Origin of the sequence: Streptomyces sp. ISL-43 (assembly GCF_018614195.1) — a bacterium.
Lineage (GTDB): Bacteria > Actinomycetota > Actinomycetes > Streptomycetales > Streptomycetaceae > Streptomyces.
The window spans coordinates 1-11,541 of record NZ_JAGGOT010000003.1 but is presented as its reverse complement, the minus strand read 5'-3'; the positions used below and the strand labels follow the sequence as shown (position 1 = coordinate 11,541).

The window sequence follows — 11,541 nt, the reverse complement described above, 5'->3', positions numbered from 1 at the left end:
GAGTTCAGGAGGAGGGAGCGACGGAGGGCGGAGCCGAGCGGGCGGGGGCGGCGTCCAGGGAGGCGATCTCCCAGCGCCCCGCCCGCGCGGTGAGGCTCAGCGCGTACGACAGCGGCACCCGGATGCCGTCATGGCCGGTCCCCCGCAGTTCGACCAGGACCCGAAGCCGGGTTCCATCACCCGGCACCGCGGTGACCGCGGCCTCACCCGCCTCGCCCTCGACGGCGATCTGGTCGACGGCCAGGCCCACGTACGGGGTTGGGACAATCGGGGTCAGGCGGGTGCCGGGGGAGAGGTAGCGGTCCAGCGGCCCGGCCTGGGTGAGGTAGGCACGCAGGAACTCGGTGACCGCGAGCGTGCGCGGGTCACTCGGCAACGCCGGGTGCGACGGCCCGTACGCCAGCTTCGGAGCTTCGATGCGCGCGGGCGCCCCGACTTCCGCCGGCAGCCCCAGCGCGATGTACCCCGTCGCACCCGACTCGGCCGGCGCGGTGGCAACCGCGATCTGGAAGTAGTGGACGGCCGCAGCCGACGCCGCACGCGCCTCCGCCTTCACATCACGGCGGGCACCGTCGGGCGAGGGCACAAGGGCGGGGCTGGATTCGGTGATCCGGGCGGCCACCGTCACCGACCACACGTCCCGCTCGCTCTGACGCAGCCGGACGACGGTCAGCTGCTCACCGCGGCGCCGCCCGGGCTGTCCTTCCATCCGAAGCTGGGCCGCGGGCGGGTAGTAGGCGGCGAGCTTGGCCTGGTCGCCGTCCCCGGCGCGCAGGAACGCGTCAAGGTAGAGCGTGGCGAAACCGGCCGCTCCCTGGGAGCCTGCAGGGGCGCCCGTGCCGGGAGGCGTCTTCGGCTGGACGGCCTGGGCGGGCGCCGAAGCCGACACGTAAGCGGCCGTGCCGATCAGGGGACCGCACAGGAGCAGGGCCCAGGCCGCCCAGCGGACCAGAGTGGAGGCGTTGGCCCGGGCACCGGTTGACCACCCACCCGGGTATCCGGGTTCGGGAACCTCTGCGTCAACCCGGTACTCGTCCGTCTCGCGCTGGAGCAGCTTCATGCCGCACCCCCGGCGTGGAGGCGGTGGCCGGCGAGCTCGTCGATCCGCGCACGCAGCTCCGCCTCGGGGCGCTGCCGCAGTACCTGGAGCGAGGCCAGCACGGAGGCAGCCTCATCGGTCAGGAAGACGCGGAGCTTGTCGTGGGTGGCGGTGTCGAAGGGCTGATGGACGAGCGCGGCGCCGAGACCGATCAGCAGCCGCTGCGCGCGGGTCACCTTCTCTTCGTCGGCGTCCAACGGGATCTTGGCCGTAGTGGCGGGCATGAGATTCCTCCTGGGGTCTTCGGGTATGTGGTGCTGCGGTCAGGCAGCGGGCTGCAGCGATGACTTGAGGGCGGCCACGGCGCGCGAGCGCCGGCGGCACCATGCGGCAGGGGACGTTCCGGCGTGGACCGCAGCTGTCGTGTCCGGGACCGGCTCGGCGGCGTAGTGCCAGGCGATGGCGCGCCCGTCGGCGGGCGAGAGAGTCCCGGCCTCCATCGCGTCCAGGACGAGGCCGAGCAGTTCCAGGCGGGCTTGGCTGATCTCTCCCTCGTTGACGGTCCCGACGGGGCGGAGGTCAGCGGCGGCTGCTGCGGCGTCCACAGCCCACGCTTCGGCGATCTCGGCCGGGCCTGACTCGCTGTCGGGCAAGTCCTCGGCGACGGCCAGGTCCTCGCCGAGCTCTTCTCGGTCGGCGGCGAGCTCGGCGCATAGGTGACGCAGCGTGTCCAAGGCGAGGTTCGCGGCGGGTCGGCCGGGACGGGTGTGGATGCGGCCGGAGGACGCGACTTCGAAGAGCGCGGCCACCGCCGTGTGCGCGACGTTCTCGAAGGAGCGGCCGCCGAAGGGGCGGACCTTGCCGCGCGCCATCCGGACGATGGCCGGGATCATCGCCTGCACGATGATGCGCGCGGCCAGGGTGGCCGATCGGTCACGGCCAGCCGCACGGCGCAGCAGGGCCCGCAGGACCGCATCGGTCAACTCGTCGGACAGACGGCCGTCACGGGGGCGGAGGGCGGCAAGCAGCTGAGCGGGGCCAAGGGCCCGCACCCAGGAATCGGTCACCGCATCGGTCACGGCAGCGATGCCGTCGGCCAGCTGATCGGTCACCAGCCAGTCGGTCACCGCAGCCTGGACGGCGGTGTCGGCGCACAGCGCTTCCCACTCGGTGTCCAGGCGGTCAAAGATCCCGCCGGCGGTGCGGGCGGGGTGCAGTACGTCGAGCACGGCACGTCTCCTTTCGGATGTCGTGCCGTGAACTCTCCTCACCGAGGCTTACCCAAAGGCTTACCCAACAGGCCAAAACCGCAGGCAGGGGGCTTACCCATTCAATGGGTAAGCCCCCTGCGGTCGATTGGGTAAGCCTCTTGGGGGGTTGGGTATGCCTCGTCGGGCCCGGTTGGGTAAGCCCTCCGAGGGGTCGGGTAAGCCTGGCCGCGAGGCGGGTCCATGTGACCGATCCCGGCGGTGACCGATGCGCGGTCATCGGTCATGACCGGTGACCGATGAGGCCCGGATCGGCCATCGGTCACGGCCACTGGGGTCGGTCACATCCCGGTCGGTCACGGTCATCGCACCGGTCACCGGTTATCCAGCGATCGGTCACGGACTCAAGGATGTGGACCGCGATGGTGACCGGTGATCGACTACTGGACGCCGGTGACCGATGCGGTGACCGATGGCCGATGAGTGCGGCCTGGCTATCGGTTACGTGCGGGACGTCGACCGTCAGCTGCTGACCGACCGGAGATGTGAGCGGCCCTGTTGTCGTCGCTGGTCTTCGAGGTACTGGCTCGCGGCACTCACGCGCCGCTGCCCGGTCTTCGGGGACAGCCCGAGCCGGCGGGCGACTTCCGCACCGGCGAGCTTCTGCCCGGCTTCCTCGGCCTCGGCCAACCAGCCCGCAACGGTCACGATCTGTAGCTGAACAGGATCCAGATCCGGCTCGGCAGTCTGCTGCTCAGGCAGCCGCGCGGCCACCCCTCCGCCATCAGTGACCGATGCCTCCCACACGGCCGGCTCGCCCAGGTGCGCCTCGGCCGCCCTCGCCGCCGGGACATCAAGTGTGGTCTGCAGTCCAACTTCCCCGCCGGCGCCCTCGGCCGCCGAGGCGGCGGTCGGCGCCGGCTCGCGCGGGTCCGGCTCAGCCTCCACCGGTTGCACCAAGGCGGTCTGCACAGCGGGCGGCCCGAAGAACGGGTGGGGTCCCACGGCGGCCTGGCGCTCATCGACGACCAGGGCCTGGAGCCGGCCATCGGACGCGGGCTCGCCCGGATCGGTAAGCTCGGGCTCGATCAGCTGCCCCTGCGCCGGGTACTCCTCGTACGGCTGCTGCTCATCCGCTGGGAACGCGCCGGTGGCAGCGACGAACGGACGGTACGCCTCGAAGGAACCTCCCGGCTGCTCTTGGCTCTCCATTGCGTAGGGGGCGTAGCTGCCCTCGTAGACAACCTGAGGCGCGCCAGCCACCGCGAACGAGCCGCTGTTGTGTCCCAGCGCGGCCGCCGGCTCTGCGGCGACGGGATCCGGGACGGTGGCTACCTCGGCGAGGGCGGGCTGGGCCTCGGGCTGCAACTGCGGTTCCAGGCGATGGGGCTGCTCCTCGAGCGCGGGTTCTCCCACTGGCAGGGCTGGAGTTGCAGTCGCCTGGGCCGACAAGGGAAGAGCAGCGACGGCCGCCGCCGGGGGCAGGAGCAGCGGGTCGATGCCCGCCGCCGCCAGCCCCTCGGGGGCGGTCTGGGCCAGGGGGACGCCGATCCGGGCCAGGCGCAGCGGCATGAGTGCGCCGACCGGGGCCTTGCGGCGCCAGAAGCGGCCGTAGCGGGCCTGGAGGCGGGCCTGGTAGATCAGGCGGTCCTGTTCCATGCCGACGGCCTGTTCGTAGGAGCGCAGCTCCCACAGCTTCATCCGGCGCCACAGCTTGAAGGTGGGGACGGGGGAGAGGAGCCACCGCGTGATGCGGACGCCCTCCATGTGCCGGTCCGCGGTGATGTCCGCGATCCGCCCCACCGCGTGCCGGGCGGCCTCCACGGTGACCACGAAGAGGATCGGGATCACGGCGTGCATGCCGACCCCGAGGGGGTCGGGCCAGGCTGCCGCGCCGTTGAAGGCGATCGTCGCCGCCGTCAGCAGCCACGCCGTCTGGCGCAGCAGCGGGAACGGGATCCGAATCCACGTCAGCAGCAGGTCCAGCGCCAGCAGGACGCAGATGCCGGCGTCGATGCCGATCGGGAAGACGAGCGAGAAGCTGCCGAAGCCCTTCTGCATCGCGAGCGCGCGCACGGCGGAGTACGAGCCCGCGAAGCCAATTCCGGCGATGACGACGGCTCCGGCGACCACGACACCGATCAATATCCGGTGCGTACGAGTCAGCTGCATCGGCGTCGTCTTCCTCCCCGCGGTCACTTCGGCGTTCACCCCTCCCTCACCAGGCCCTTCCTGAGCAGGCTTCACACTCTCACGGGCTTGGCGAGAGCTGCCCGGACTTCCCAGCACCTCGACCGAAGATCGAATGAGGCCAGTGACGACGAACAGGTGCGGCCGAGGTCTCGTCCCGGTTGGGTAAGCCTGCCTGGCTCACTTCCGTGGGCACTTACGTTGTTACTTCCGTTGCCACTTACGTGCCCAATTCTGCCCGATCCGTATTTCCGCTGGTCACCCCCCACATCCGGTGCAGAATTGCTTCGTCACACCCCTTCTTCTCGACCTTCGTTGCTGGTTGGAGAGGAGATCAGCGGGGTGCGGGGGCCGACGTCCGCAGGACAGGCCAGGTGGCAGTACAGGGAGGCGTGGCTGATGGCTGGCAAGAGGAAGTTGAACCCGGGCAGGTCAACGAATCCGCTGCGCGCGGACGTCCTGCGTGTCCTGGGCGTGCTCAAGGTGGCCACGGCCGATCAGATCCAGCGCCTCGCGCTGCCGCACTTGACCTACCGGCACACCAGCAAGGAGACCGAAGCCAAACGCAAGGAAGCGCGGACGGCCTCGCATCGCGCGGCGCTCGCGGACCTGCGCAAGCACGGGCTCGTCTTGGATGGCGGCTCCACCAAGGACAACGAGACGCTGCGCGGCCTCACTCCGATGGGACTGGAGGCCGCCGCGGTCGAACTGGGCCGGCCGATGGACGCGATGGGCGGGATCGCCCGGGGCGCGGGACGTACCGGGGCCTCGCACCCGATGGCGGTCAACGAAGCAGTCCTCGCGCTGATTCGCCCCAAGCCCGACCTGGGCTTGCTGGACGGGGAGCCGGCCGACGCGGTCGCCGCTGCCGAGCGCGAGGTGGCGGGTCCGCCCGGGATCGGCTCCATCGGCTCCTACGCTACGGAGGTGCCGCTCCCCTCGACCGGTACATGGTCCACCGCGGGTAAGGGCGGCGCCCAGGCCGACATCGTCCTCGTCGCCAGCGAAGACGGGATCCCGCTGATGTTCATCGAGGTCGACAACTGCTTCGAGACCGCGCAGGAGATCGCTGCCAAGTTCGACAAGTACATGCGGTTCCTGCGGCGCAGAATCAAGGACACCGACGGCCGCGAGAAGGCGATGTGGCGCACCCGCTGGTCCGCCCCCTCCGACCGCCACGGAGAGACCCTCCACCCGCCCGTCCTGCTGGTGTTCAACCAGATCGGCCCCCGAAACGCACAGAACACCATGCGGCAACTTGCCGAACTCACCCGCCAGCACTGGCAGGGCCACCCCCAGCGTGACCACCACACCTATGACGGGAAGATCCCCATCGTGGCCACCACCCTGGACCTGCTCCGCGAGCACGGCCCAGCCGGTGAGGTGTTCTGGCGCTTCGGCCGCACCGGACTCCAGCCACTCTTGGCCGCCGTCGGCAACCCGCGCCAGGTGGCTGCAGAGGCAAAAGCCGAGGCCCGGCGGAATGCCGACGACGGAGCCCGCGAGGCCGAGCGCCAGCGCGAGCTGGCGGAGCGGGCCGCGGCCAGGGAAAGAGAGCGGCCCAGCTGCACGGAGTGCGGGGCGAAGTTCACCGATGCACGCTGGCGCCGCGTCAACGCCCAGGGCTGGGACACCGAGGCAGAACCGCACCCGACGCTCTGCGACGACTGCAAGGACACCCTGGCCAACAACCGGCTCCACGGCGTAGCCGAGAAGAACCAGACGAAGGAGGCCGCAGCCGAGCACAAAGGGCGTGGGCTCCTGTCACGCCTGCGACCCTGACTGGGTAAGCCCAAGGCGACCCTGGGTAAGCCTGCGCAATATCGGAGGTGGCGGGGCGGGTCACGCGGCCAGCGCCACGGCCGGGGCTGGGCGGTCGACGGACACCAGAGGTACCGGCTGGAGGGGCGTGGCCGCTTCCGCCACCGGGGCCGGGGCCGGGGTCGGCGCGTGCTCGGCGGCCATCGTCCACGGGTCCACCGGTCCGGCCGTCCAGACCTCGGCGGCCACCGCGTCGACCTGGTCCCACAGGGCGGCCCGCACATCCGTCCGCGGCGCCGGCCCGCATGAACCCGGTGAGGGCCTGCAGGATCTCGGTACGGAACTTCCGCGCCCGCTCGGCCCGCTGGTCTGGTGTCAGGGTGTCCAGGTGGCCGCCCAGGACCGCCAGCAGGGATCGCCGCCACATGCCCAGGCGGCGGGCGGCGCGGGTCGCCAGACGTTCCAGGCCGTCCAGGACCGGGAGCCGCGCGGCCAGCAGCCGCTCCACCGCCCGTGACGTGCCCGAGACGTCGACCTGGCGCCACAGCTCGACACCGGAATGCGTGCCGTCGGCCAGCAGCCGGCGCGGCGTGGAGGTCTGCACGCCGAACAAGGTGGCCAGCTCCAGCACCACGGCCCGCTGCTCCCGCGCTCGGTGCGCCCTGGTAGCCGGGAACGTGATGCGTGCGAGGCCGCGGCCGCCGACCACGGCGTGGCGGGAGACCTCGGCCCGCACGGCCGCACGGCGGACCGGCATCCGGGCTGCGTCGTGTGCGGCCTGCTCCGCGAACTCCTCGGCAACGTCGTCCAGGACCACATCCTGGTCCTCAGCGGCGGGGACGTACGGGGCCGGGGCGAACGCCGAGCGGCACAGGCCGCACCGGGCGGCCAGGACCCAGGAGTCCGGGCAGGACCCGCACCCGTACATCTGCTCCTTCACCAGCTGCTCCCTGGCTGCGTCGGCGGCCGCGCTCTCCTCGGCCAGCTCCTGCTGGCGTGCGGCCTCGGCGCGGGCCTGGATGGCGACGGCCTCGGCGTGCCGGACGGCGGCCAGGCGTTCGTACTCAGCCCACTGGGCGCGGGACGCTGCGGCACGGCGGCCTGCCTCGGCGCCACCGGGGAGGCAGGGGAGCAGGTGAGCTGTCTTGCCGTGGGCTAGAGCGCGATTCACGCGCTTGGAGTGAGCGCGCCATTCCTCCAAGGTGACCAGCGGCGTGCCGGCGGCCAGGATGCGGCGCACCGCGGTGACTCCATCGCCGGTGGCCCTCACCAGGCCGTCGGCCTCGACCAGAAAACCGGCGGCGGCCAGGGTGGTGACCAGCTCAGCGGAGATGCGACGGCCGCCCGGCGAGCGCCGGTAGGCGTCGGCCTCAACATGGATGGGCTGCTGGGTGGCGAACTGGACGGCCTCCAGGTGACGCTCCGTCCAGCCCAGGGCCTGCGCCGTCGCCTCGGCCAACTCCCGCTCACGATCGGCGGCCACTTCCGCTTCGACCTCGGCGCGGATGGCGGCCAGCTCGGCCCGAACCTCAGCCAAGACGCGGGAGGCGCCCGCCTCGAGGTCTTCCTCGGAGGGGCGGGTGGCACGTTCGTCCAGGTCGCCCCGAATGATGCGGCGAATCTCCGCGTGGACGCGGGACGTGTCCCAGTCGTACCAGCCAGCACCCCCGAGACGCTCACCCTCCAGGCCGTAGACGACCCAGGGGCCGCGCTCCATCGCCACGTTGTAGACCTCACCGCGGGTGACGGCTTCGATCATCTCCGTCTGGCGCTGCTTGATGGTGATGCGGCGGGCCGTGGTGCTGCTGCTCATGTCGTTGTCTTTCGAGTTGTGGCGGTATAGGGGCCGGGCCCGGCCGGGGGAGTCAGCCGGGCCCGTGGCGACTGGCGGTGGTCAGGCGGAGCGGCGGTCCAGCTCCACGCCGTAACGGTGGGCGCGGATGGCCGCGACCATCTCGGCGTACCCCTCGGTGGTGATGACGTGCTCACCGCCGAACACCCGCCGCACCACGTAGGTCCCACCGATGTCCCTGGCGTCATAGGCGACGTCCGCGCACACGACGCGGGTAACGCGCTCCCCGGGGCGCTCGGGGTCCTCCACCCGGTCAGACATCTGGACCCAGTAGGCCCGTTCGTCGGACGGGAGCGGGCGAGGCTGACCGTGCGCGCCGAGGAGCCGTACGGGGCCGTCAACGTCGTGGGCGCAGGCGGGGATCAGGGCCTCGGTGGTGTCGCCGCCGTCGCGGATGACGAGGGTTCCGGCCGTCCGGGCGCCGCACACGCAGATGACCGAGGTCTGGATACGGGCGACGTGCTCGGCCGTGGTGGCGTTCATGTTGTTCTCCCCTGGGTCGGTGTGTTCTTCGCGGCGTTGACATCACTATAGGTCGGAGACTCCGACATTTGCAAGTCGGAGTCTCCGGCTTTCCGTAGTCGGAACCTGTCGGAGACTCCAGCGCAGATGTCATACTCCCGCCATGAACACCACGAAGGCCGGCCGCTCGCCCACCACCCGACGCACCCCGCCGCCTGAAGTGGCGGCACTCATCAAAGAACGTCCCGACCTGCGCGAACTCTGGAACCTCGCCGAGGACGTACGCGAGGCCGAGGCACGACGGGATGACCTGATCAAGCGCATCGCCGCCGAGGAGAACCACGGCGACCAGAAGGCCATGTCCACCGTGGCCAGCCTCCACCGAACCACAGTTCAGGAGATTGCTGACCCCGCCGCCGCCCAGGCCCGGCGCGATCGACAGAACGCAGCTAAGCGCGCTCGCAACACCGCGTAGCTCCCCACCCGCAGCGTCGGACAGCATCGAACGCTTCAGTAGCGCATGAGAGTCTTCAGTAGGTCATAGCGCACCGAACATTTCAGTCGAGCAGGGGAGATCTTTTGTGAACGAGCAGCAAGCACGAGGGAGCGGCCCACAGATGGGCACCCCGGGAATGACGGGAAAAGCCAGTTCAACATGGGTCCTCGATCCGGCCGACCCTGACCTTGACCGATCGCTGTGGTGGAGCCCGCAGGCGTCAGCGGCCGCTCGCAATGGCAAGAAGAGCGCGCCGAACGAAGCCATGACAGAGAACTGAAATGCCCGCCTCGTTAGCCGAAGTCTGACGGGTAGGCGCAAGGAAGATTCCGTGCGCAGGTCACAGCCGTGTCGGCTGAAGTCTTTCGTGCGGTCTGACACGCAGGAACGTACGACTGAGGTTGGTCACACGGGTGGGGCCGGACAACACACGCTGTCCGGCCCCACCCGTGCGCAGCTTGGCCGAACCCGGCCGCCCAGTCAGCTAGGCCCACCTCATCCCGACCTTGGACAGCTGCTCCACCCGCTCCGGCGTCAGCATGGCGGCCCGGCGGCGCTGGTTGTCGACCCACGTCCCGAGCTTCAGCGGGACGTCCCGCTGAGCCTGGCCACCATCGCCGCCGCCGAGGGTGATGGTCTCGACGTGTTTGCGGGGAACCGTCAGATGACCCTCGCGCGCGAAGAACTGGGCCGCGGCGGCGTAGTGCATCACCCACTTGTCCGCCTGGCTGGTGCGCGGCTTCGGCTTCTCGTCCTCGGTCGCGGGCTCGATGCCGAGGATCTGCTCGCACATCCACTGCTGGACCCCGGCGAGCTGGTCCCACCCGTGCCGGACCGTGGTGACCCACCGGCCGAGGTCCTCGCCCTGGCGCACGACCTCACCCGGCGTGGTCGGCAGGGTCTCGCCAGCGTCCAGGTGGAGGCGGACGAGGTGGAAGCAGCGCTGCCAGGTCACCGGCCACACCGGGCACCACGAGGGGTCGATCTCCTCCAGCTGCTCGCGCCGCTTCCTCGTCATCGCTCCGGCCGACGATTCCACCGGTAGTCCCTCGGCACGCTGCTGCTCGATCTCGCGGGCCTTCCGCGCGGCGACCCGGGCGTTCTTCAGCCAGATCCCCACCGCCGCGCCCTGGAAGGCGGCGTCCAGCGGAGCCAGGAGGTGCCCGTGCTCGGCCGCCCACCCGCGCGCGGCCGCCAGGCCCTCGGCCCAGGCGACGTCGGCGTGGGACCAGACCATCCCGAGCTTCTCCAGCTGGTCGACGCGCTCTGGGTCCATGTCGCCGCGGTTGTAGAAGCGGCGGGCGTCGGCGGTCCACTGCCCGAGCGGAAAGTTCGCCAGCGAGGCCGGCCAGCCGGCCTTCTCCGCCTCTTCGGCGGCCGGCACACGGAACGTGAACGGGACGCGCAGGTCGCCGTGGGAGCGGGCGTAGATGACGGCGGCCTCCACCCCGCGCCGCCAGTGCTCGTGTTCGGGGTTGAGGACGCGCAGGTTGATGAAGGCGGCGAGCGCGGCCGGGTCGCGCGGCGTGGAGAACTTCAGCAGGGCCTTGGCGGGGGCACTGACCTCTCCGGAGCCATGCCCGGCCCCGTTGCCGCCGGGGCTGCTGCCGTCCTTGCTGACGGGCGTGTAGCGGCTCGGGACCTGTTGCTCGGCGAGGGTCTCCACGATCCGTGCGTCGTGGGCCCGGAGCGCTTCGAGGAGTTTGGCGAGGCCCCCGTACGCGCGGCTGGTGAGCATGTTGTCCGCCGTCTCGCCGGGCCCGAGGAGGATCGGTACCACGAGCGAGGCCGTCTTCCCCTCGCCCGGCTGCATCCGCAGGGCTCGCCCCACGGCTTGGACGAGGTCGGGCATGGAGCCGCGAACGTCGGCCCAGTACACGGAGTCGCAGCTTTTGGTGTCGACACCTTCACCCAGGACCTTCACGGAGCCTAGGTACCCCTTCTCCACGACGGTGCCGTCCGTGGCCATCCCCTCGGCGAACTCCGCGAGGACACGGCGTCGGTGCAGCGGCTTGTGCTCCCCGCACAACCAGTCCGCCCAGATCGTGGCCGGGTACAGCTCGCGGTCGCTGGCGTGCAACTGCGTGGCGACCTCCGGGAGGCCGGCCGCGAACGCCTCGGCCTCCTTCACCACATGGTGGAAGACCAGCGTGCGCCGGAAGCCCTCCTCCGCCGATGCCTTCACCAGCGCGGTCTGCAGGGCAGCGAGGCGTGCCCCGCGGACCTCGTTGGACCGGCTCTCGGCGCCCAGGAGCTGCGCGGCCTGGAGCGCGCTGTCGGTGACGTCCACGCAGACGACCTGGTACGGCGCGCAGATGCCCCGGTCGATGGCCTCGGAGAGGGACAGGGTGAAGCACCGGCTGCCGAAAGGCCCGTTAGGGTCGTCGTCCATGCTCGCGACGAGCTCGCCGGGCGCCACGGCTTCGTCCTCGTCGCCGAGCTGCCACATCCGGGGCGTGGCCGTCATGTACAGCCGGCGCAGCGCCGGGATCCGGGCGTTGTCGTGGATGACCGCCCACGGCTTCCCGATCCG

8 protein-coding genes are annotated in these 11,541 nt (G+C 70.9%); 2 read left to right on the top strand and 6 right to left on the bottom strand.

Annotation, left to right across the window (positions count from 1 at the left end; genetic code table 11):
- Positions 1–4: 4 nt before the first annotated feature.
- From J7F03_RS02770 to J7F03_RS02755, 4 genes are all read right to left on the bottom strand, one after another.
- Positions 5–1,060, bottom strand: a complete 1,056-nt coding sequence (locus tag J7F03_RS02770; protein WP_214947007.1) for a conjugal transfer protein — start codon at positions 1,058–1,060, stop codon at positions 5–7.
- Complete coding sequence (locus tag J7F03_RS02765; protein ID WP_214947006.1) at positions 1,057–1,323, bottom strand: hypothetical protein; 267 nt, start codon at positions 1,321–1,323, stop codon at positions 1,057–1,059. The genes J7F03_RS02770 and J7F03_RS02765 overlap by 4 nt, the downstream gene beginning before the upstream one ends.
- A gap of 39 nt (positions 1,324–1,362) precedes the next feature.
- The gene (locus J7F03_RS02760; protein WP_214947005.1) at positions 1,363–2,268 is read right to left on the bottom strand and encodes a hypothetical protein; all 906 of its coding nucleotides are present in this window, start codon (positions 2,266–2,268) and stop codon (positions 1,363–1,365) included.
- Positions 2,269–2,769: 501 nt separating this feature from the next.
- Positions 2,770–4,419: a DUF2637 domain-containing protein gene (locus J7F03_RS02755; RefSeq protein ID WP_214947004.1), complete on the bottom strand. Its 1,650-nt coding sequence runs from the start codon at positions 4,417–4,419 to the stop codon at positions 2,770–2,772.
- Positions 4,420–4,836: 417 nt separating this feature from the next.
- Between J7F03_RS02755 and J7F03_RS02750 the strand changes: the two genes are divergently transcribed.
- Complete coding sequence (locus J7F03_RS02750; protein ID WP_214947003.1) at positions 4,837–6,219, top strand: replication-relaxation family protein; 1,383 nt, start codon at positions 4,837–4,839, stop codon at positions 6,217–6,219.
- 1,873 nt (positions 6,220–8,092) lie between these two features.
- On the opposite strand, the gene J7F03_RS02745 is transcribed toward J7F03_RS02750, so the two are convergent.
- Positions 8,093–8,533 carry a hypothetical protein gene (locus J7F03_RS02745; protein WP_214947002.1) on the bottom strand — a complete coding sequence of 147 codons (441 nt, stop codon included), beginning with the start codon at positions 8,531–8,533 and terminating at the stop codon, positions 8,093–8,095.
- 142 nt (positions 8,534–8,675) lie between these two features.
- Here J7F03_RS02745 and J7F03_RS02740 point away from each other — a divergent pair, with 142 nt between their 5' ends.
- Entirely contained in the window at positions 8,676–8,987 is a 312-nt protein-coding gene (locus J7F03_RS02740; RefSeq protein WP_251071325.1) for a hypothetical protein, read from the top strand.
- 505 nt (positions 8,988–9,492) lie between these two features.
- On the opposite strand, the gene J7F03_RS02735 is transcribed toward J7F03_RS02740, so the two are convergent.
- On the bottom strand, positions 9,493–11,541 hold a 2,049-nt coding region (locus J7F03_RS02735; protein WP_214947001.1), incomplete at its 5' end, for a helicase associated domain-containing protein.

Coding starts and splice junctions, on each gene's coding strand:
- J7F03_RS02755 (WP_214947004.1), bottom strand. CDS start 4,419: ATGCAGCTGACTCGTACGCACCGGATATTGATCGGTGTCGTGGTCGCC.
- J7F03_RS02770 (WP_214947007.1), bottom strand. CDS start 1,060: ATGAAGCTGCTCCAGCGCGAGACGGACGAGTACCGGGTTGACGCAGAG.
- J7F03_RS02765 (WP_214947006.1), bottom strand. CDS start 1,323: ATGCCCGCCACTACGGCCAAGATCCCGTTGGACGCCGACGAAGAGAAG.
- J7F03_RS02740 (WP_251071325.1), top strand. CDS start 8,676: ATGAACACCACGAAGGCCGGCCGCTCGCCCACCACCCGACGCACCCCG.
- J7F03_RS02750 (WP_214947003.1), top strand. CDS start 4,837: ATGGCTGGCAAGAGGAAGTTGAACCCGGGCAGGTCAACGAATCCGCTG.
- J7F03_RS02745 (WP_214947002.1), bottom strand. CDS start 8,533: ATGAACGCCACCACGGCCGAGCACGTCGCCCGTATCCAGACCTCGGTC.